Source organism: Arthrobacter sp. 8AJ, assembly GCF_902506025.1.
Classification (GTDB): domain Bacteria; phylum Actinomycetota; class Actinomycetes; order Actinomycetales; family Micrococcaceae; genus Arthrobacter.
Genome location: NZ_LR733289.1, coordinates 3,151,767 through 3,171,804, shown reverse-complemented (window position 1 = coordinate 3,171,804; position 20,038 = coordinate 3,151,767). Strand labels below are relative to the sequence as shown.

At 67.4% G+C, this 20,038-nt stretch carries 18 protein-coding genes; 9 read left to right on the top strand and 9 right to left on the bottom strand.

The window, feature by feature from the left end; all coding sequences use genetic code 11:
• The first annotated feature begins 13 nt into the window (after positions 1-13).
• Together BACI349Y_RS14690 and BACI349Y_RS14685 are read left to right on the top strand one after the other, a co-directional pair.
• On the top strand, positions 14-1,111 hold the full coding sequence (locus tag BACI349Y_RS14690) for a DUF2891 family protein (protein ID WP_159632744.1): 1,098 nt from the start codon (positions 14-16) through the stop codon (positions 1,109-1,111).
• Between the two features lie 172 nt (positions 1,112-1,283).
• On the top strand, positions 1,284-1,547 hold the full coding sequence (locus BACI349Y_RS14685; RefSeq protein WP_159632743.1) for a hypothetical protein: 264 nt from the start codon (positions 1,284-1,286) through the stop codon (positions 1,545-1,547).
• Here BACI349Y_RS14685 and BACI349Y_RS14680 read toward each other — a convergent pair.
• From BACI349Y_RS14680 to BACI349Y_RS14660, 5 genes are all read right to left on the bottom strand, one after another.
• Positions 1,544-1,690 (bottom strand): hypothetical protein, encoded by a 147-nt coding sequence (locus tag BACI349Y_RS14680; protein WP_201302453.1) that lies wholly within the window; start codon positions 1,688-1,690, stop codon positions 1,544-1,546. The two genes, BACI349Y_RS14685 and BACI349Y_RS14680, sit on opposite strands and share 4 nt — an antisense overlap.
• On the bottom strand, positions 1,683-2,243 hold the full coding sequence (locus BACI349Y_RS14675; protein ID WP_224025244.1) for a hypothetical protein: 561 nt from the start codon (positions 2,241-2,243) through the stop codon (positions 1,683-1,685). The genes BACI349Y_RS14680 and BACI349Y_RS14675 overlap by 8 nt, the downstream gene beginning before the upstream one ends.
• A gap of 181 nt (positions 2,244-2,424) precedes the next feature.
• The gene (locus BACI349Y_RS14670) at positions 2,425-5,253 is read right to left on the bottom strand and encodes an FAD-binding and (Fe-S)-binding domain-containing protein (RefSeq protein ID WP_159632742.1); all 2,829 of its coding nucleotides are present in this window, start codon (positions 5,251-5,253) and stop codon (positions 2,425-2,427) included.
• A gap of 16 nt (positions 5,254-5,269) precedes the next feature.
• Positions 5,270-6,016, bottom strand: a complete 747-nt coding sequence (locus BACI349Y_RS14665) for a FadR/GntR family transcriptional regulator (RefSeq protein ID WP_159632741.1) — start codon at positions 6,014-6,016, stop codon at positions 5,270-5,272.
• A gap of 69 nt (positions 6,017-6,085) precedes the next feature.
• On the bottom strand, positions 6,086-7,831 hold the full coding sequence (locus BACI349Y_RS14660; RefSeq protein WP_159632740.1) for an L-lactate permease: 1,746 nt from the start codon (positions 7,829-7,831) through the stop codon (positions 6,086-6,088).
• 187 nt (positions 7,832-8,018) lie between these two features.
• Between BACI349Y_RS14660 and BACI349Y_RS14655 the strand changes: the two genes are divergently transcribed.
• The 5 genes from BACI349Y_RS14655 (at position 8,019) to ppsA (ending at position 14,378) form a co-directional block, all read left to right on the top strand.
• On the top strand, positions 8,019-8,822 hold the full coding sequence (locus tag BACI349Y_RS14655) for a (Fe-S)-binding protein (protein ID WP_159632739.1): 804 nt from the start codon (positions 8,019-8,021) through the stop codon (positions 8,820-8,822).
• Positions 8,819-10,369, top strand: a complete 1,551-nt coding sequence (locus tag BACI349Y_RS14650; protein WP_159632738.1) for a LutB/LldF family L-lactate oxidation iron-sulfur protein — start codon at positions 8,819-8,821, stop codon at positions 10,367-10,369. The genes BACI349Y_RS14655 and BACI349Y_RS14650 overlap by 4 nt, the downstream gene beginning before the upstream one ends.
• Entirely contained in the window at positions 10,366-10,992 is a 627-nt protein-coding gene (locus tag BACI349Y_RS14645) for a LutC/YkgG family protein (protein WP_159632737.1), read from the top strand. Before BACI349Y_RS14650 ends, BACI349Y_RS14645 begins: the two co-directional genes overlap by 4 nt.
• Positions 10,993-11,001: 9 nt before the next feature.
• Positions 11,002-11,820 carry a pyruvate, water dikinase regulatory protein gene (locus BACI349Y_RS14640; protein WP_159632736.1) on the top strand — a complete coding sequence of 273 codons (819 nt, stop codon included), beginning with the start codon at positions 11,002-11,004 and terminating at the stop codon, positions 11,818-11,820.
• Positions 11,821-11,966: 146 nt separating this feature from the next.
• The gene (gene ppsA / locus BACI349Y_RS14635; protein WP_159632735.1) at positions 11,967-14,378 is read left to right on the top strand and encodes a phosphoenolpyruvate synthase; all 2,412 of its coding nucleotides are present in this window, start codon (positions 11,967-11,969) and stop codon (positions 14,376-14,378) included.
• A gap of 11 nt (positions 14,379-14,389) precedes the next feature.
• Here the strand turns inward: ppsA and BACI349Y_RS14630 are convergent, their stop codons facing one another.
• Positions 14,390-14,824, bottom strand: coding sequence for a nuclear transport factor 2 family protein (locus tag BACI349Y_RS14630; RefSeq protein WP_159632734.1), 435 nt, complete (start codon positions 14,822-14,824; stop codon positions 14,390-14,392).
• Positions 14,825-14,992: 168 nt separating this feature from the next.
• Here BACI349Y_RS14630 and BACI349Y_RS14625 point away from each other — a divergent pair, with 168 nt between their 5' ends.
• Together BACI349Y_RS14625 and BACI349Y_RS14620 are read left to right on the top strand one after the other, a co-directional pair.
• On the top strand, positions 14,993-16,042 hold the full coding sequence (locus BACI349Y_RS14625) for a helix-turn-helix transcriptional regulator (protein WP_159632733.1): 1,050 nt from the start codon (positions 14,993-14,995) through the stop codon (positions 16,040-16,042).
• Between the two features lie 15 nt (positions 16,043-16,057).
• On the top strand, positions 16,058-16,975 hold the full coding sequence (locus tag BACI349Y_RS14620) for a CPBP family intramembrane glutamic endopeptidase (protein WP_159632732.1): 918 nt from the start codon (positions 16,058-16,060) through the stop codon (positions 16,973-16,975).
• A 1-nt stretch (position 16,976) separates the two neighbouring features.
• Here the strand turns inward: BACI349Y_RS14620 and BACI349Y_RS14615 are convergent, their stop codons facing one another.
• From BACI349Y_RS14615 to BACI349Y_RS14605, 3 genes are all read right to left on the bottom strand, one after another.
• The gene (locus BACI349Y_RS14615) at positions 16,977-17,714 is read right to left on the bottom strand and encodes a hypothetical protein (RefSeq protein WP_159632731.1); all 738 of its coding nucleotides are present in this window, start codon (positions 17,712-17,714) and stop codon (positions 16,977-16,979) included.
• Positions 17,715-17,800: 86 nt separating this feature from the next.
• Positions 17,801-18,307 carry a DinB family protein gene (locus BACI349Y_RS14610; protein WP_159632730.1) on the bottom strand — a complete coding sequence of 169 codons (507 nt, stop codon included), beginning with the start codon at positions 18,305-18,307 and terminating at the stop codon, positions 17,801-17,803.
• 53 nt (positions 18,308-18,360) lie between these two features.
• Positions 18,361-19,941: a PucR family transcriptional regulator gene (locus BACI349Y_RS14605; RefSeq protein ID WP_159632729.1), complete on the bottom strand. Its 1,581-nt coding sequence runs from the start codon at positions 19,939-19,941 to the stop codon at positions 18,361-18,363.
• Positions 19,942-20,038: the final 97 nt, after the last annotated feature.

Below are 20,038 nucleotides of genomic sequence, written 5' to 3'. Positions count from 1 at the left end.
GCAAAGGAGCACCATGGACAACGATCTTCGCGCACAGGCGGCACCGGATTACGCGGCCGTGGTGCTGGGCAACCTTTCCGAGCCCTTCCCGCACTCGGCCCACCACACCCAGGTGTCCGCCGACGACCGGCCCACCCCGGAGCAGATTCACCCCGCCTTCTACACCTCCTTCGACTGGCACTCCTGCGTGCACATGCACTGGCTGGGGGCCAGCCTGCTGGGCGGCACCCCCGGGTCACCTTCTGCCGGGGCTGCCCCGGCGGGAGCGTCCGACGGCGGCACGGCGGCCTGGGTGGACAGCTCCACCGAAGCGTCGCTCCGGGCGGCCCTGGGCGCCAACCTGACGCAGGCCAAGCTGGCGGTGGAACGGGACTACCTGGTGGCCAACCCGTCCTGGGAGCGGCCCTACGGGTGGGCGTGGCTGATGCGGCTGGCCGCCACATGTTCCGCGTCCTCCGATGCGCAGCTCCGGGAATGGGGCACCGCCCTGGAGCCGCTGGTGGACGCCGTGGCGGAGCTCAGCGTGGCGTGGATGGCCAAGGCCCAGTACCCGGTGCGGCACGGGCTGCACACCAACGCCGCGTTCGGCGTCGGCTACATGCTGGATGCCTTCCGGTCGCTGGGCCGGGCTGATGCTGCCGCGGCGTGCGAGGAAGCGGCCCGCACCTGGTTCGGGAACGACCGTGGCTGGCCGGGCGACTGGGAGCTCAGCGGCCAGGACTTCCTCTCCGCCGGGCTGAGCGAGGCGGACCTGATGCGCCGCGTCCTGACCGCCGACGAGTTCTCCGCCTGGTTCGCGGCGTTCCTCCCAGGCCTCTCCGCTGAGTCGCGGATCCTGCAGCCTGTCAGCGTCACGGACGAGACCGACGGCTACCTGGTGCACCTCCACGGGCTCAACCTGACCCGCGCCGGGCAGGTGGCCCGGATCATCGCCACGCTCCGGGAATCCTCCACGTCCGGGGCGTGCGCCTCGGCAGCTGTGCTCAACGAGGCCCTGGACCCGCTGTTGAAGGCCGGCCTCCGCGGGCTGGAGAGCGGCGACTTCATGTCCACGCACTGGCTGGCCAGCTTCGCCTGGGATGCGCTGGGCTCCGTGGCGGCGCTGGACTGACCATCCAGCAGGTGACCTGATGAACCAGTCACACTCGGTGTGAAAGGACGCGGCGGTGCCCATATGGGCGCCGCCGCGTTAGTCTTTTCCCACCACGCCCAGTGCGTGACCTGGGAGCAGCGGGCAGGGTCGTAATGAGCTGACCGTCCGCCCGCGAGCCCAGAGGAATCCCATGCGCCAGCACGCCAGCACCTGCACGCCAGACCCTGCAACGGCAGGGCAAACCGCCCTCAAGCCCAGGAGGAAGCGGACCAGGCATCCCCGGATCGCCGTGGGGGACAGGGTCCGCTTCGCCGAGGGAACCATCTCCGGCACCGGGGTGGTGGACGCCGTGACCTCCGACTATTCCGTTATCTGGGTATGGACGGACGAAGGCCAGGGCCGGCGGATGTTCCTGCAGGGGTACGGAAGCATCGTCACCGCAGTGGAGGCCTAATTCAGCTGTTCGGAGCGCGCGGCGCGCCGCCCGTCCGCTTGGAGGATGCCGTCCCGGACCCCCGCGCGGATCACGCCGTACAGGATGTAGAAGAAGACGGCTCCCACGAGGACAAACAGGACCAGCCCGGTAAAGTCACCCATTGTTTTCCTCCTCCGGCCAGTACGGCTGAACGGAAGCCGCTGCCTGACGCAGGGCCCCGCCGTCGAGCATCAACGACGTTTCCTCCAGGCCGAAGTCGGTCCATTGGCAAACCAGCCGGAGATCCCCGGCTGGGGGCAGCGGCCACAGCCAAAGGGTGCCGCTGCCGGAGAACTCCTCATCGCCCCCGCCGCCACCGCCGCCGTTCAGGGCGAGGACCGGAGGCTCCGGGTTGGTGCCCGGTTCCATCAGCCCGTAGGGAATTTGGCTGCCGGTGCTCGCTTTTGAACCGTCAGGAAATTCGACGCCGAACATCAGCCCGGTCTGCCGCTCGCTGCGCCCGCGAAAGCCCCTGCCGGGCTGGAAGAACAGCGGCTGCAAATCGTCCCAGTCCCTATCGGATTGATCGGTCCGGCGGAAGAGCCAGGACAGACTGAACAGGCACCCGGTAGAGAAGACTTCGGCGCCTTTGACCGCCACCACCATTCCCGGTGTCCGGCTCACGAACGTGCCCAGATGGACAACGGCAGGCAGTTCGTAGGCGGGTGCAGCCACCCAAGGGGGCGGGACGTGCCTGGTTGACCGCGGCCGGGGCGGCAGGGGAGGGACGGGAAAGTCCTGGAAGAAGGTCATGATGGTCCTTGGGTCCGCTGGCTGCGACCGACCAGCGGAACAAGCGGCTGCGCCGCCCTGGATCCCCCAATCCGTCCTTGCCCGGCCAGTCTAGCGGGATGCCTCAGGGCCGGGTGGCCTCCTCGAGGATTTCCAGCAGGTGGCGGTAGGAGTGGCCGGTCGCCTTGGACATCCCCAGCTCGCAGGTGCGGTTGGTGGAGGCATAGGCATCGAACTCCCGCTCGTTGATCTCGCCGGCCTGCCGGTTGGTGGCGGAGTCGGTGAGTTCAGGGTGGAGCAGGCCCCGGTCGCCGGCGAACGCGCAGCACCCCCAGTTGACCGGCACGAACACGTCATCCGTGACGGCCCCGGCGATGTCGAGCAGCGCGGGGTTGGTTCCCAGCTGGGTGGATGAGCACGTGGGGTGCAGGGCCATAGAACCCAGGGGAGCGGTTACCGTGAGCTGGCCCAGGACGTGCTGGTGGACGAACTCCACCGAGTCAACGAAGCGCAGTCCGGCATACCGTTCCCCGTCCGCGCCGGCAAGACGCTTCATGGTCTCCAGGCCTTCCGTGCAGGAAGCGGCATCGCACACCACGGGCAGCCTGCCGCGGCCGCTGGCCTCGTACAGCTGGTCCAGGACCTTGGCGGTCATGGCGTCGTAGCCCTGGGAGAAGCCCTTGGATTTCCACGGCGTGCCGCAGCACAGGCTCTGGATGCCTTCGGGGACGGTTATGCCCACTCCGGCACGTTCGCAGAGGTCCAGGAATGCCTGGGCTGAGCCCTTTCCCTTGCCTTCCGGTCCCTCCGCGGGGCCGAACATGGTGCCGATGCAGGCCGGGAAGAACACCGCCACGCTGCCTGGGTCCCGGCGTTCCCGGCGCCTGGAACCGCCGCCGGGCAGCACGTCGGCGTAGGCGGGCACCGCCTCCGGTCCCAACAGCGCACGGCCGACGGCGGTCGCGGCCTTTGGCAGCGGCGCCGGCATGGCCTTGGCTACAGTCAGGGCCAGGCCGCCGCCGGCGGTCACGGCGCCCCAGTTTTCGGCGGCCTTGTTCCAGCCGGCCGCGGCGACGGTGTTCGCATTTTCCTTGCGCAGCCGACGGACCAGGTCCCCGGTGTTGATCAGCACCGGGCAGGCGGTGACGCACATGCCGTCCGCAGCGCAGGTCTGCATGCCGTCGTAGTCATAGTCCTTGCGCAGGCTGCCGGCGAGGGCGTGGTCGCCGCGCTGCTCAGCGGCAGCAATGTCGCGCCGAAGCACGATGCGTTGGCGCGGAGTAAGCGTGATGTCCTTGCTGGGGCACACCGGTTCGCAGTACCCGCACTCGACACAGCGGTCCACCTCCTCCTCGACGGTGGGAGCCACCTTGAGGTTTTCGATGTAGGAGAGGGGGTCGTCGGCGAGCAGCACACCCGGGTTCAGGAGGTTGGCCGGGTCGATCAGCCGCTTGATCTCCTGCATGACTGCGTAGAGCTCGTCGCCATACTGGCGGCGGACGAAGGGGGCCATGATGCGGCCTGTCCCGTGCTCGGCCTTGAGTGAACCGCCCGCGCCGAGGACCAGGTCCACCATCTCGTCGGTGAAGGCCTGATAGCGCAGCAGTTGGTCCGGATCGTCGAAGCGCTCGTTGAGCATGAAGTGGACGTTTCCGTCTTTGGCGTGCCCGAAGATCACCGATTCCTTGTAGTGGTGCTCGTGGAAGAGCCGTGTCAGTTCGCCGCAGGTGCCGGCAAGGGCGGGAACCGGGACAACGATGTCCTCCAGCAGTGCGTTGGTTCCGGAGGGGCGGGCGCCTGCCACGGCCGTGTACAGGCCCTTGCGGACGTGCCACAGGGCAGCCCGGTCTTTCGGGTCGGAGGTCAGCGCGAAGGGTGTTGCAAGGTCCAGCGAGTCGAACAGCTGCTGCGAGCCTGCGCGCTTGCCGGACAGTTCGGCGGCGTCCGAGCCCTGGTGTTCCACCAGCAGCGCGGCGTGTCCTTGGACCGGCAGGGTACGGATCGCGGCGGGGGCGTCGGCGGCGGCCTGGGCCACCTTCAACGCTGCCGCGTCCATGAGTTCAATGGTGGCAAGGCCGGTGGACACCAGGTCCGGCAGGACTCCCATCGCCGCGTCGAGGGTGTTGAAGACCAGCAGACCGGTGGCAACGGCAGGTTTGACCTCGACGGTGCGGAAGACAGCCTCCGCCACGAAGCCGAGGGTTCCCTCGCTGCCGATCATCAGGTGCATCAGGATGTCCACGGGGCGTTCGTAATCCAGGAAGGAGTTCACGCCGTAGCCCATGGTGTTCTTCATCGAGAACAGTGAACGGATGATGCGGACGGACTGGTCGTTTCCCACCACCCGCCGGCGCAGCTTCAGGAGCCCCTCGTGGAGTTCCGGTTCCAGCTCGCGCAGCCGCCGGTCTGCGTCGGCGTCGGCGGTGTCGATGACCGTGCCCGAGGGCAGCACCAGCACCATTGATTCCAGCGTCCGGTAGGTGTTGAGCTCAGTGCCGCACGCCATTCCTGAGGAGTTGTTGGCGATGACACCGCACACGGTGCAGGCGATTTCGCTGGCGGGATCCGGGCCGAGCTTGCGTCCAAAGGGGGCAAGCCTGGCGTTGACGCTGCGCACCGTGGCGCCGGGCTGGACACGGACCCGGGCGCCGCCGTCGAGCACCTCAACGCCGCGGAAATGCTGGCGGGTGTTGATCAGCAGGCTGTCACTCAGGGCCTGACCGGACAGGCTCGTGCCACCGGAACGAAAGGTGGCGGGAAGCCCAAGCTCCCGGCTGCGCCGGAGCAGGGCGCCAACGTCGGCGGCATTGCGTGGGGTGGCCACCCCTTGCGGGACCAGGAGGTAGTGCGAGGCGTCATGTGCCATGGCATGGCGGTCCAGGTCCCGCGTGCTGACGGTATCCGGATCCAGCAGGTGGACGGGGGATTCGGCTCCTGCGGCTGTGGTTCTCATGCGTGGCTCCAAGAAATCAGGTAATGGGGTGGGGCGGGGTGGCGTCCCCGGCCCGCTGGTAGAACCATTCGATGTGTTCGCGCAGCAGGCGTGCGGCGAGTTCGCCGTCACGGGACTGGACGGCATCAAAGATTCCGTGGTGTTGGGTGCGCAGGGCTGCCAGGACCGCCGGCCAGTCCTCCATCGCGTCCATGGCTCCCTTGACGTAGCCCACGATCGAGCCGCTGAGGGACTCCATGATGGTGGCCATGACTTCGTTGCCTGCAAGCGAACTCAGCGCCACATGGAACCTGGCGTCCAGCTCGTGGAAGGTTGCCCGGTCCAGCTCGGGTTGGTCCATGGCCTCCAGCAGTTGGGCCGCCTGTTTCCGCTCCGCGTCGCCGCCTTCGCGCGCGGCACCGGCGCGGGCAGTCCACGTCTCCAGGAGGATACGGGTTTGGACGATGTCCTGGACCGGCAGCCGGTTGCTGGCTACATGCAGCCGGAGGGCGGAGGAGAGTCCGGCGGACGGATCGGAGACCACAATGGCACCGGAGGTGGGACCGGAGCCTACCGAGCTGCGGACCACGCCCATGGCGTCGAGGATACGGATGGCCTCGCGTACGGACGCCCTGGATATTCCATAGTTTTCCGCCAGGGTCCGTTCGCCCGGGAGCCGGTCTCCGACCTTGATTTTGCCGGCCCGCAGGTCCGCTTCAATGTCTTTCAGGAGCGCATCGTGGGTTCGACGTCGGGGGGCTGCTCCGGCTGCGGCGGGTGTCACGGGCGATCCTCTGGAGTGGTGGAGTGCGGGCCGGGAGGGCCCGCACCCCGGTTGTGCGCGGGTGGAGGGCTACGGGAGCATCCAGCCCAGGACTGGGGTGGATTGCAGGTAGACGATGGTGCACAGCACCAGAAGCAACCCCACGCTCCATCCGACTACCTTACGCAGAAGGACCGACTCCTGGCCGTCAAGGTTCACGGCGGTGGCGGCAATGGCGAGGTTCTGCGGGCTGATGAGCTTGCCCACCACACCGCCCGCCGTATTGCCGGCCACGAGCAGGTTCGGGTCGATGCCTGCATTCAGGCCGGCGGTCTGCTGCAGCTTGGCAAACAGTGCGTTCGCGGAGGTGTCCGAACCTGTCACGGCCGTGCCCAGCCAGCCGAGCACCGGGGAGAGGAACGCGAAGAAGCTTCCGGTGCCGGCCAGCCAGACACCGATCGAGACCGTCTGGCCCGAGTTGTTCATGACGTAGGCCAGGGCGAGCACCGTGATGATGGTCAGGCCGGCCCAGCGCATCTTGAAGATGGTCCGTCCGATTTCGGCCACGGCGTTGCCAACTGTCATGTGGAAGCGGCCGCCCTCATCGAAGCGGGCGTAGACGGCCGCGACGATCAACCCCGTGATCAGCAGGAGCGTGCCCGGGCTGGACAGCCACTGGAAGACGTAGACGGTGGAGGACAGCGGCTTGCCGTCGGCGCCCACCAGGGCGTCGTGCAGGACAGGCCATGGAACCTTGACATCGGTGGCGGCGAGGGCGGCCGGAAGGTCGACGCCGAGCTTCCACAGTTTGGCGATGCCGAACACCACGATGACCAGGAAGTAGGGAAACAGTGCCAGCCACGTGCGTGCCGGGGTGAGGCTTTCGCCGTCGGCCGCCTCTATGGTGGCGACGCTGCCGGACCGGGCGATTCGCGGACCCTGGCCTGCCGGCGTGGTGCCGGCCGCAGCGGCCTCCGCGGCGACGCCCAGCCGGTCACGCGCTGCTGTGGTGCCCCGGGGCTTCCAGAAGCGGAAGAACAGCACAGCCGCGCCCAGGCCCACCAGCGAGGCCATGATGTCGGTGAGTTCGTAGGAGAAGAAGTTCGAGCAGAGGAACTGCGCTGCGGCAAAGGAGAATCCGATGACCAGCGCGGCAGGCCAGCAGTCCTTCAAGCCCTTGCGTCCGTCCAGGATGAAGAGCAGGATCAGCGGGACGAAGGTTGCCAGCAACGGCGCCTGGCGGCCCACCATGGCACCAATGTCCGTGGCGTGCAGGCCCGTGAGTCCCGCAGCGGTGGTGATCGGGATGGCCATGGCACCAAAGGCGACCGGGGCGGTGTTTGCCACCAGCACGGCAGCAGCGGCGCGGAGCGGGGGCAGGCCCAGGGCCAGCAGCATGGTGGCGGTGATGGCCACCGGCGCACCAAAGCCGGCAAGGGCCTCGAGCAGCCCGCCGAAGCAGAACGCGATCAGGACGCCCTGCAGTCGGACGTCGCCCCCGCCGATGACGTCGAACACCCGCCGGAGGTCTTCAAACCGGCCGCTGAGCACCGTGACCTGGTAGAGCCAGACGGCCATGACCACGATCCACAGCACGGGGAAGGCGCCGAAGACCCCGCCCTGGGTGGCGGACAGAAGCGCCAGTCCGGCGGGCATCTTGAAAGCCAGGATGCCTACCGCCAGGGCCACCAGCAGGGCGAAGGCCCCGGCCACGTGGGCTTTGGTCCTGACGACGGCGAGAAGGACAAAGAAGGTCAGCAGCGGCAGCAGGCCGACGATGGCCGACCAGGCAACGCTGTTCAGCACCGGGTCTGTGCTGGGGGTGAAGTGGTCCACGAAGTTCCTCCACGATGAGGGCGATGGGGATGGCTTTGGTCAGACCACAATGGTCCGACCACGGAAGTGTAGCCCACTTTCGGCCAAAGTGTGAGCCGGTTCACCCTTCGCCGGTGGGGTTGTCAGTGGCCGCCATCACGTGGTCTACTGTGGTCAGACCATACCCTCACCCTTCCGGAAGGCCGTCATGAGAATTGCCTTGTTCGCCACCTGCATCGTGGACGCGATGTACCCGGCCACGGCGAAGGCCACCGTCAGGATCCTGGAGCGGCTGGGACACGAAGTGGTGTTCCCCGCCGGCCAGGCCTGCTGCGGCCAGATGCACGTCAACAGCGGCTACCTCAAAGAAGCCGTCCCGGTGGTCGCCAACCACGTGGCCGCATTCGATACCGCGGACTACGACGTCGCGGTCGCCCCGTCCGGGTCCTGCGTGGCCTCGGTGAAGCACCAGCACCCCATGGTGGCGCGCGCCTGCGGCGACGCTGCCCTGGAAGCCCGGGCCACCGCCGTCGGCACCAAAACCTACGAGCTGTCCGAACTCCTGGTGGACGTGCTGGGCGTGACCGACGCCGGGGCGCAGCTGGGTTCCTACTTCCCGCACCGGGTGACCTACCATCCCAGCTGCCACGGGATGCGGCTGCTGCGGCTCGGGGACAGGCAGTCCCGCCTGCTGCGGACCGTGCAGGGAATCGACCTTGCCGAGCTGCCCGAACAGGACCAGTGCTGCGGCTTCGGCGGCACGTTTTCCATGAAGAACGCCGATGTTTCGTCGGCCATGCTCCAGGACAAGGCAACCAACATCGAGTCCACGGGGGCCGAGCTGTGCACCGGCGGGGACGCCTCCTGCCTGATGCACATCGGCGGCGGACTTTCCCGCCAGGGCAGCTCCACCACCACCCTCCACCTGGCTGAAATCCTCGCCAGCACCTTGGAAGAACCGGCGTCCGTCACCGGCGAAGTCCGCGTCTCCACCGGAAAGGCCCTGCGATGACCACCTTCCTGGGAATGCCCTCCCTGCCCGCCTTCGGCTCGGGCAACCTGTTCGCCGGGGAGTCCTTCCCCACGGCGGCGCACCGTGAACTGGGCAACGCGCAGTTGCGCGCCAACCTTGGCCATGCCACCCACACCATCCGCGACAAGCGCCAGGCGGTGGTCTCCGAACTGCCTGACTGGGAACAGCTGCGTGATGCGGGGTCCGCCATCAAGCAGGCGGTGATGGCCAGGCTGCCCGAGCTCCTGGAGGAGTTTGAAACGAACTTCACCGCACGCGGCGGCGTGATCCACTGGGCACGCGACGCCGGGGAAGCCAACGAAATCGTGGCCGGACTGGTCCGGGACACCGGCGAAACCGAAGTGGTCAAGATCAAGTCCATGGCCACCCAGGAAATCGGGCTCAACGAGTACCTCGAGGAGCAGGGCATCGGGGCCTTCGAAACCGACCTCGCCGAGCTCATCGTCCAGCTGGACCACGACAAGCCCAGCCACATCCTGGTTCCCGCCATTCACAAGAACCGCACCGAAATCCGGGACATCTTCCTCCGCGAAATGCCCGGTGCCGATCCTGCGCTGACCGACGATCCCTCCGTCCTGGCCATGGCTGCCCGCGAGCACCTGCGCCGGAAGTTCCTCACGGCGAAGGTAGCCGTGTCCGGGGCCAACTTTGCCCTTGCCGATTCCGGCACCCTGGCAGTCGTGGAATCCGAAGGCAACGGCCGCATGTGCCTCACGCTTCCGGAAACGCTGATCACGGTGATGGGCATCGAGAAACTGCTGCCCACCTGGCAGGACCTGGAAGTGTTCATGCAGCTGCTCCCGCGTTCTTCCACCGGGGAACGGATGAACCCGTACACCTCCCTGTGGACCGGAGTAACGGAGGGCGACGGGCCGCAGAACGTGCACCTGGTGCTCCTGGACAACGGCCGCAGCGCCGCGCTCGCCGATGAAATGGGCCGCTCCGCCCTGCACTGCATCCGCTGCAGCGCCTGCATGAACGTCTGCCCGGTGTACGAGCGCACGGGCGGCCACGCCTACGGCTCCACCTACCCGGGCCCCATCGGCGCGATTCTTTCCCCGCTGCTCACCGGCATACAGGCGGAAGAAAACAACTCCCTGCCGTACGCCTCCTCCCTGTGCGGTGCCTGCTACGATGCCTGCCCCGTCAAGATCAACATCCCGGACATCCTGGTGCACCTGCGCAGCGTGGATGTGGACAGCAAACGCGGCAAGAAGAAGGTCCCCAGCCAGATGGACGTGGGCATGAAAGCCGCATCCTGGGCTTTGTCCTCCGGCAAACGGCTGGGCCTGGTGGAGAAGGGGCTGCCGCTGGGCCGCCTCGCCGCGGGGCCGGACAGGAAGATCACCAAGCTGCCCGGCATCGCCGCCGGATGGACCCAAAGCCGCGACATCCCGGCGCCCCCGGCACAGTCATTCCGGGACTGGTGGGCCAAGGAACACCGGAACGCCGGCGACGCTCCCGGCACACCGGAAGCCGGTCCGTCCCGCACGCCGTCCCCAGACACAAAGGAAACCCCGCAATGACCGCACGCGACGACATCCTCTCCCGGATCAGGGCCGCATTGCAGGACAGCCCGCAGGCGCCGCAGATTCCGCGGGACTACCGGGCAGCATCAGACCTGGACACGGACGCACTCATCGAGCTCCTGGTGGACCGGCTGGTGGACTACAAGGCGCAGGTGGCGGTGGTTCCGGAAACGGAGGTGCCCGCACGGATTGCCTCGCTCCTTGACGGGGCGCGCAGCTTCGTCGTGCCCGAAGGGTTCGACGCCGGGTGGCTGGCAGCGACCGGCAGCGGGTCCGGCCGCCGCGTCGACTCTCCGGCGGCACCGCTCAGCGTCGCCGAGCTCGATGGCATCGACGCCGTGGTGACCGGCAGCGCCGTGGCCGTCGCCGAAACGGGAACCATCATCCTGGACGGCAGCGCCAACCAGGGCCGCCGCGCCATCAGCCTGGTCCCGGACCACCATATCTGCGTGGTGAAGGCCGCCGATATTACCGGGATCCTGCCCGAGGCGCTGGGCCGGATCGACGGGACCCGGCCCATCACGATGATCAGCGGACCGAGTGCCACCAGCGACATCGAGCTTGAGCGCGTGGAAGGCGTCCATGGCCCGCGCAGGCTGGACGTCATCATTGCCCGCTAGAGTCATCCCATGACCACTGCTGCTCTACGGCCTGTCTACTTCCTGTCGGACAGCACCGGCATCACCGCGGAAACCCTGGGGAATACGCTGCTGACGCAGTTCCCCGTGGACAACTTCGACCGCGTCACCATCCCCTTCATCACCACGGCTGAACAGGCCCGGTCCGTAGTGCGGACCATTGACGGCCTGGCTGCCAGTGGGCCGCAGCCGCTGGTCTTTTCCACCGCCGTCAGCAGCGAGATACGGCAGATCCTGGCCGGCTGCAAGGGTGTCATCGTGGACCTGATCGGTACGCACGTGGGGGTCCTGGAACAGGCGCTGGGGGCACCGGCCAGCGGCGAACCGGGCCGGGCGCACGGGCTGGGGAACGCCGCGCGCTACCAGTCCCGGATGGCCGCGGTGGAGTACGCGATGGAGCACGACGACGGGCAGAGCCTGCGTGCGCTGGAGAAGGCCCAGGTGATCCTGGTGGCCCCGTCCCGGTGCGGCAAGACGCCCACCACCATGTACCTGGCGCTGCAGCACGGGATCTTCGCCGCAAACTTTCCGCTGGTGGATGAAGACTTCCAGCACGACGGACTGCCCAAGCCGTTGCGGCCTTTCGTGTCGAAGTGTTTCGGCCTGTCCTCCAACCCGCTGCGCCTCAGCCAGATCCGCACCGAACGGCGGCCCAGCTCCCCGTATGCGTCCCTGCGGCAGTGCGGTTTTGAGCTGCGCAGCGCCGAACAGCTGTATGTCTCGCACCGCATTCCGTACCTGAACTCGGCCACCGTCTCCGTGGAGGAGATGGCGGCCACCATCCTGCAGCGGATGAACCTCAAGCACTAGCCCGGAATTTCACAAACGTGGCGTAGCGCACATCATGTGGAAAGTCCGCTGCAGACCTGAAACTGTTAGCTGGATCTTTCTTCCGGCCGGCACTACCGTGCGCGGCCGGCGATGCCTACGCCACCCTCTGCAAAGGAGCAGTAACTATGACGACAGACGTTCTGTGGTTCTCTGAACTCGGACTCAAGGACCTGGACAAGGTGGGCGGCAAGAACGCCTCCCTGGGCGAGATGGTGCAGAACCTGACCTCTGCCGGCGTCCAGGTTCCGGACGGGTTCGCCACCACGGCGGACGCGTACCGCAGGTTCCTGTCCGATTCCGGCCTGGACCAGAAGATTGCCGACCGGCTGGTGGGGCTGGACACCGATGACGTGACGGCCCTGGCCGCCGCCGGCCAGGAAATCCGCTCCCTGGTCCGCGATACCCCCTTCCTGCCGGACTTCGAGGCGCAGGTCCGCGAGGCGTACCAGCAGCTGGTGGACAAGCACGCCGGCTCCGCCGACCTGTCCTGGGCCGTCCGGTCCAGCGCCACCGCGGAGGACCTCCCCGATGCCTCCTTCGCCGGGCAGCAGGAAACCTTCCTGAACGTCCGCGGGATCGATAACATCCTGCAGGCCATCAAGGACGTCTTCGCCTCGCTCTACAACGACCGCGCCATCGCCTACCGCGTGCACCACAAGTTCGAGCACGCCGAGGTGGCACTCTCCGCCGGCATCCAGCGCATGGTGCGTTCCGACGTCGGTGCGTCCGGTGTCATGTTCACCATGGACACGGAGTCTGGCTTCCAGGACGCCGTGTTCGTCACCTCCTCCTACGGGCTGGGCGAAGCCGTGGTGCAAGGTGCCGTGAACCCGGACGAGTTCTACGTCTACAAGCCCGCCCTGGAGGCCGGCCGCCCGGCGATCCTCAAGCGCGGCCTGGGCGAGAAGGCCTTGCAGATGACGTACACCAACAGCAGCGAGATCGGCCGCACCATCGATTTCGTCCCCGTCGAGGACTCCCTGCGCGCGCGCTTCAGCCTGACTGACGACGACGTGGAGCAGCTTGCACGGCACGCCGTCGCCATCGAGAAGCACTACGGCCGTCCCATGGACATTGAGTGGGGCAAGGACGGGACCGACGGCGGCCTGTACATCCTGCAGGCACGCCCGGAAACCGTGCAGTCACGCCGTGCCCCCGGCAGCATGAGCCGGTTCCGCCTGAACGACAGCGGGCCCGTGCTGGTGGAGGGCCGCGCCATCGGCCAGCGGATCGGCGCCGGCAAGGTCCGGATCCTCACCTCCATCGACCAGATGGCCTCCTTCCAGACCGGCGACGTCCTGGTGGCTGATATGACGGACCCCGACTGGGAACCCATCATGAAGCGGGCCTCCGCCATCGTCACGAACCGCGGCGGACGTACCTGCCACGCTGCCATCATCGCCCGCGAACTGGGGATTCCCGCCGTCGTGGGCACCGGCAACGCCACTGACTCGCTGTCCGACGGCCAGGAGGTCACTGTCTCCTGCGCCGACGGCGAGACCGGCACCATCTACCAGGGCCTGCTGGACTTCAGTGTTGAGGAAACCGGCATCACCCAGATGCCTGAGGCGCCGGTGAAGGTCATGATGAACGTCGGCACCCCGGAGCAGGCGTTCACCTTCGCCCAGCTTCCCAACCACGGCGTGGGCCTGGCACGGCTGGAGTTCATCATCAACCGCCAGATCGGCATCCACCCCAAGGCCCTGCTGAACCTGGACAGCCAGCCGGAGGACGTGGCTGCCGAGATCCGTGAGCGGATCAGCGCCTACGACAGCCCCCGCGACTACTACATCAAGCGGCTGGCCGAAGGCGTGGCCACCATCGCCGCCGCGTTCGCGCCGGAGCCGGTGATCGTGCGCATGTCCGACTTCAAGTCGAACGAGTACGCCAACCTGATCGGCGGACCGGCCTACGAGCCGCACGAAGAGAACCCGATGATCGGCTTCCGCGGCGCGTCCCGGTACCTGGAGCCGTCTTTCCGGGACTGCTTCGACCTCGAGTGCGAGGCCCTGTCCTTTGTCCGCAACGAGATGGGCCTGACCAACGTCAAGCTGATGATCCCGTTCGTGCGGACCCTGGACGAGGCGCAGGGCGTCATCGAACTGCTCGCTGAGAACGGCCTGCGCCGCGGCGAAAACGGCCTCGAAGTGATCATGATGTGCGAGCTGCCGTCCAACGCGCTGCTGGCCGACGAGTTCCTGGAGTACTTTGACGGCTTCTCCATTGGCTCCAACGACATGACCCAGCTGACCCTGGGCCTGGACCGCGACTCGGCCATCGTGGCCAACAGCTTCGATGAGCGGGACGCGGCCGTCAAGAAGCTGCTCAGCATGGCCATCAAGGCCTGCCGCGCCCGCGGAAAGTACGTGGGCATCTGCGGCCAGGGCCCCAGCGACCACCCGGACTTCGCCGAGTGGCTGGTGAAGGAAGGCGTCAACTCCGTCTCGCTGAACCCGGACACCGTGGTGGACACCTGGATCCGGCTCGCCGGGGCGTCGGAGGAGACGCCGAACGTCGCCGCGGCTGCCGGCGTATAGCGGGTGGCCCCTTACCCCTGGGCCGGCTCGGGCAGCAGCCCGAGCTGGCCCAGGAGTTCCATCTGGTCGAAGTAGGCGTGGTGCGAGGTAATCACGCCGTCCTTCACCGCAGTGACGTCGCAGCTCCTGACCCTGAGCTGCCGTCCGGTGGGCGGCAGCGTTCCGCCGGTGGGCAGGCCCAGCTGCCCGGTGTTCGTGCCCACCACAAAGCCTTCGGCGACGGCCACGTCTCCGGCCTCGTGCGTGGCTGTTCGTTCGTACCTGACGTCAGGCATGGCTTCCCAGAAGTGCGAGTAATAGTCCGCGATGGCTTGTTGGCCGGTGATCGCGTCGTGGTCCGGGGTGCGGACCACGGCGTCCACGGCGTAGCAGCCCGCCAGTGTTTCCCTGTCTTTTGCGTCCATGGCCGCCATCAGCCGGTCCATGACGTCGCGTGCCTGTCCCATTACAGCCTCCATTGATGTGTCGGCGCCGGGCCCGGTGCCCGGCGTCATAAACGGAATTTACGACGGCGGAATGCACCGCTGCGATCCCCTCGCCGGGGGTTTCGGGGCACACCGGAAACCCCCAAATTAGGGGATTGCCGCGCTGGCCGCCGGGACGATACTGGAGGTATGTGGGAGGAGCGCGCGGAGCGTGCCCGGCGTGACATCGCCGCCATGGCCGCAGGCGGGATGGACCTGGCCGACCTCTACGCGGCGGCGCTGGCCATCGTGCAGCGGGAGGTGCCGTTCGAGCAGGGCTGCTGGGCCGCCGTCGACCCCGACTCCATGGTGATGACCTCCATCACCAACTGGCAGCCGTGGCCCGTGGCCAGCCATCAGTTCGAGGAATATTTCCTGCGTTTTGCCCAGTCCGAGTACACCGGCCGGGAGCCGAACACGTTCGTGGAACTGCTGCGGCGTCCCCGCCCGATCGCCAGGATTTCGGACGCGCCGCACCGGGAGGTGGTGCGCAGTGTCCGGATCAACGATCTGCTCAAGCCCCTGGGCCTGGAACATGAGCTGCGTGCCGCGTTCCGGGTGGACGATGCGTGCTGGGGAGTGGGCAGCATCTTCCGGGAAGGCGGCCGCGACTTCACCGACCGGGAGGTGGAATTCCTGGGCGCGGTGTCCGCCACCCTGGCTGCGGCGACCAGGGCGGCCGTCCGCGTGGCGCACCCAGCCTGGCCCGCCGCCGTCGGGCCCGTCATTGTCCTGGCCGGGCTGCACGGGGACCTGCGTGCAGCCACGCCCGCGGCTGCGTCCTGGTTGGCCGCGGTGGAGGACGCGGCGCCCGGCCGCTTCAGCCAAACGCTCCTGGGGGTGGTGGCGCAGGCGCACGCCGCAGCATCCGGGACGGCCCGGGCGAGGATGCGCGGCGCCGGGAACAGCTGGGTGGTGCTGCAGGCCAGCCGGTTGATCACCGGCGATGACCCGGAGCAGATGGTGGTGACCGTGGAACCTGCCACCACCCATGAACTCGCCAGCCTGCTGCTGATGGCGTACGGCGTCACGGCACGGGAGCGGGACGTCTGCCTGGAGGTGTTGTCGGGCGGTTCCACCGCGGAGATCGCCGGGCACCTGTTCATCTCCCCGCATACCGTGCACGACCACCTGAAATCGGTCTTCGAAAAAGTGGGCGTCGGGAGCCGGGGCGAGCTGGTGGCCCGGCTCGTGGCGTGAGGGAAGGGAGGACGCATGCATGCGCTGGCGGATTCCATGCGCAGGCACCCGTTGCCGTGGTACTCCGCCGTGACCTTCCTCCTGTCCTGGGGAGCCATCGTGGCGGCCGTGTGGATGGTCACCGGCGGCCTGTCGCCCACACCCGAACAGTTCCAGCGCACCATCCCCGCCACCGTGCCGGCCATGCTGCTGGGGCCCGCGGTGGCAGGCCTGGTCCTGACAGGAATCGTGTCGGGACGGGAAGGGTACCGGGAGCTTTGGGCGCGGCTGCTGATCTGGCGGGTCGAGGGGCGCTGGTACCTTTTCGCCCTGCTGGCCGCTCCGGTGACGCTGGCCGCACCCGTGCTGGTGCTCTGGATATCGTCCCTGGATTATGCCCCGCGGATTGCCACGGAGCCGGACAGGGTTGGAACACTCGTCACGGGATTGGTCCTGGGGCTGGTGGCCGGGCTCTTCGAGGAGATCGGGTGGACCGGGTTCGCCATTCCCAGGGCCAGGCAGCGCTACAGCGTTCTCTGGACGGGAGTCCTGGTGGGGGTGCTGTGGGGCGCCTGGCACTTCTTCGTGAACTACTGGGGTGGTGGCGGGACGAACGGCGGCGTGCCGCTGGCGGTCTTCATGCCGCTGTGGGTTGCCGGTGTCCTGGTTGGCCAGCTGACGGCCTACCGGGTGCTCATGGTCTGGGTCTACGAGCACACGGGGAGCGTGTTCGTGGCGGCGGTGATGCACGCCAGCCTGGCGGCATTCCAGTTCATCCTCAACCCCCTGGCACCGGGAGTTCCCCAGCAGGTCTACCCGTGGGGGCAGGCGGCCACCATGTGGCTGCTGGTAGCCGCCGTGGCACTGACCAGCCGGGGCGAGATGACGGGTCCGCGGCGGTTCCTGCCGATCCACGTCCGGTCCCGGCACCGGCCGCCGCGGCGGCGGAGGTAGCCTACGGGGTCCGGCGGGTGGTGGCGGGAAGATGCTGCGCGGGATCGAACCGGTCGAAGGACGAGGCGCCAATCACGAAGATGCCGCGCTGGGGGATCCAGAAATCACCCAGCCTGGTCTGCACGGTGAGTGGCTGCGGGGTGCCGAGGTCCTCACCGCCGAGGGTTGCCGTGCTGCGGGAGATGAACCACATGCGCCGGGGTTTGGCCCGGAAGCCCTGTTTATTGGGAACACTGCCCGTCAGTCCGAGGTGTCCAGCGCTGAGCATGGGGCCTGCGGCGGAACCCATCGACTTCAGGAATGCCTTGTTGGACAAAAGCTTGTTGGGCAGCGCCGTCATCACCGCGCTCATGGCAGCGGTGATGGGCGTCGATCCGAGTTCCACGTCCCAGGTGAGGTCCACTTCCTGGCCGATGGTCACAGTGAAGGATGTGTCGCCGGTCCAGTCGACGCCGACGTCGCACTGGACGGCATCGGTGAGGCCGGCGCTGAAATAGCGGGCGCAGGAGACATCCGGTGCTGCATTCGCGTAGATGGTCCAGGAGCCGGAGGGCCTGCGCAGCCAGACCGAGGTGTAGCCCGGGCCCACGCTGGTCACGGGGAAGCGCCGCATGGCCAGGACGTGGCCGGTGCTGAACGTCAGCCCCATCACGCCGTATCCGGAGAACCGTTCGTCGTCGCCGGGAGTGAGCGTGGCCTGGTGTTCCGCTTCGAGGGCCCGCGTCCGGATGGTCTTCATGGCTATTCGCCTCCCCATGGATGGTGGGCTGAGTTTACGCCCGGCCCCGCGCGGCTACAACGGAATGTGCTGACAGACCGGCCGGTTCATCCCGCGTGCGCCTCCGCCATGATCTGCTCGCGCAGGATGTCCGCATGGCCGCAGTGCTGGGCCAGTTCGCGAAGCATATGGAGGTAGACCCAGCGCAGCGGCACAGGCCCCCGCCGGTTTCCTGTCACCACGTCATCCAGGCCCAGGGGAGCAGCCGCAGCACGGGAAGCGGCGCAGGCTTCCCGGTGGGCTTCCCGGACTGAGCCGATGGTGTCGCGGTCGTCCAGGATGAATGACTCGTCCGGCGTGGCGGGAATGCCGATCTCGCGGCGCCGGCGTCCCGTGAAGGCCTCATCGAACCAGACCTTTTCCACGAACGTGGCATGCTTCACCAGGCCCAGCAGGGTGGTGCGGGACGGGACCAGCCGGCGCCGTGCCTGCTCCTCGGTCAGTCCGTCCAGGCACGCGTCCAGCGCGGCCCGGTGCTCGTCCAGGAAGTACTCGAACTGGACGCGCTCAGGCTCGTTGATGACGTCGTCCATGGAGTGGGAGTGGGAGGCCATACGCAGACCCTACCAAGCAGGGGGATGCCGCCGTGGCCCGACTAATCGGCGCTTTAGTTGTGCCTCGCCCATAGCTGCAGCCACACGAGCAGGCGTGTCTCGGGATCGTCGAGCTCGATGCCGAAGAGCGTCTTCACCCTGGACAAGCGGTAGCGGACTGTATTGACGTGCACCTTCAATGCATTGGCCGTTTCCATGGCGTTGCCGCCGCAGCTCAGGTAGGCCCGGATGGTCTCCTCAAAGGATTTCCTGTGCTGTTCGTCGTACTCTGCAATCCTCATGGCGTGCACTCCGGGCAGCTGCCCGGCCGCGGTCAACGAGGATACAATCCGGCGCAGCTGCAGGCGCGAGCCCAGCGATTCATCGTCGGCCACCACTTGGTCCGAGTCCGGGTCGATCTGTCCTTCCGCAACGGTGCGGACCAATTCGGACAAGACCATCTCGGCATTGATCCGGGACTCTGCAAGCCGGTTTACGGTAGCCGCGCTGCCCAGTGCGGCCAGGACGGGGCGGCCGAGGGCCCGCCGCGCATTCCTGACAATGGCCAGGATGGCGCCGCGCTGAAAGTGCCAGTCGGAATCGGTTCCCTGTGGAAGTACGACATACACAATGTTGTCCGAGAGGCCGCAGACCGCGGAAGGCAGCCGGATCGCGCAGGCGGTTCGGATGGTGTCGAAGAGGCGGAGGCGTGACTGCAGTGTTTGGGCAGCGACTGCGTCCGCGGGCCACGCCGTGAGCGCCGCCACCCGGATGGAGTCCGCGGAGATACCGAGCCGGATAGCTGCCAGCTCGGCGCGTTTGGGTTCGAACAGCAGCGGCTGCACCATATCCAACTGCCGCGTGAGGTTCGAAACGTAAGTGGTGCGCTTGTGCAGGATATGGAGTGCAGCCACATTCGCCGCTTCCCGCAGGATCCGGGCTGCATCCTTATTCTGGTGACCGGCCCGTTCCAGGAGCCAGAGAGATCCCAGCACGCCCGCTCCCGCGCGGATGGATATGGCGGTGCGGCGCAGCTCCGGGTCTTCGGTCTTCACGTCCACCACATCGCTTGCAGCATGGACGCGCCGGTAGTCCCTGTCGGTCTCGGGCGAGCGCGGTACCTGCAGGCGCAGGATGGAACTGCGGCGGGTCTCATCGATGGGCTGGTCCGGGAGTGTTGAATAGGCAAGGATGGTTTGGTCGGGATCCACAATGGCCACGGCCCCTCCTGCCTGCGCGGCCACTGTATTGGCGAGATCGAAGAGATCGCCGGGACGGATGTCCACCAGTGTCCGTCCCGACTGGCGGTGCGGTATGACGGCCGCATCCATGATCTCTGCCAGCTGGTTCCATGGCACTGAATCCGAGGCCCGGAAGAGCGCCATTCCCGTTTCGCGGGCGGCTGCCCGGAGCACTGTGTCCGGTTTTCCATTGGTCTTGTAAACGATTCCCACATAGCCGGCGTCGGCGAGGTCCTGGACCTTGGCCCGCAGGCGCTTTCCGGACAACGAGAGGCCGATGGCCAGTGCAACAGCCCCGGGGTACTTCGCGGGCGGGGCCATGGAGTCGTACAGGACTGAGCCCGCCACCGCCTGCTGGTCATTTGCAGGCATCTCCACCAGGCTCACAATCTCCGAATCCGTGGAGCGTGCCACGTCTGAAAGTGTGGGCAGGGAGAGGGGCTCGACGGCGGGCACTCCGACAGAGCCGAAAGAGGCACCTTGGTAGTTTGTGCTAATCCGATGACTCCTG

Coding starts and splice junctions, on each gene's coding strand:
- BACI349Y_RS14690 (WP_159632744.1), top strand. CDS start 14: ATGGACAACGATCTTCGCGCACAGGCGGCACCGGATTACGCGGCCGTG.
- BACI349Y_RS14685 (WP_159632743.1), top strand. CDS start 1,284: ATGCGCCAGCACGCCAGCACCTGCACGCCAGACCCTGCAACGGCAGGG.
- BACI349Y_RS14680 (WP_201302453.1), bottom strand. CDS start 1,690: ATGGGTGACTTTACCGGGCTGGTCCTGTTTGTCCTCGTGGGAGCCGTC.
- BACI349Y_RS14670 (WP_159632742.1), bottom strand. CDS start 5,253: ATGAGAACCACAGCCGCAGGAGCCGAATCCCCCGTCCACCTGCTGGAT.
- BACI349Y_RS14655 (WP_159632739.1), top strand. CDS start 8,019: ATGAGAATTGCCTTGTTCGCCACCTGCATCGTGGACGCGATGTACCCG.
- BACI349Y_RS14650 (WP_159632738.1), top strand. CDS start 8,819: ATGACCACCTTCCTGGGAATGCCCTCCCTGCCCGCCTTCGGCTCGGGC.
- BACI349Y_RS14645 (WP_159632737.1), top strand. CDS start 10,366: ATGACCGCACGCGACGACATCCTCTCCCGGATCAGGGCCGCATTGCAG.
- BACI349Y_RS14640 (WP_159632736.1), top strand. CDS start 11,002: ATGACCACTGCTGCTCTACGGCCTGTCTACTTCCTGTCGGACAGCACC.
- ppsA (WP_159632735.1), top strand. CDS start 11,967: ATGACGACAGACGTTCTGTGGTTCTCTGAACTCGGACTCAAGGACCTG.
- BACI349Y_RS14630 (WP_159632734.1), bottom strand. CDS start 14,824: ATGGGACAGGCACGCGACGTCATGGACCGGCTGATGGCGGCCATGGAC.
- BACI349Y_RS14625 (WP_159632733.1), top strand. CDS start 14,993: ATGTGGGAGGAGCGCGCGGAGCGTGCCCGGCGTGACATCGCCGCCATG.
- BACI349Y_RS14620 (WP_159632732.1), top strand. CDS start 16,058: ATGCATGCGCTGGCGGATTCCATGCGCAGGCACCCGTTGCCGTGGTAC.
- BACI349Y_RS14615 (WP_159632731.1), bottom strand. CDS start 17,714: ATGAAGACCATCCGGACGCGGGCCCTCGAAGCGGAACACCAGGCCACG.
- BACI349Y_RS14610 (WP_159632730.1), bottom strand. CDS start 18,307: ATGGCCTCCCACTCCCACTCCATGGACGACGTCATCAACGAGCCTGAG.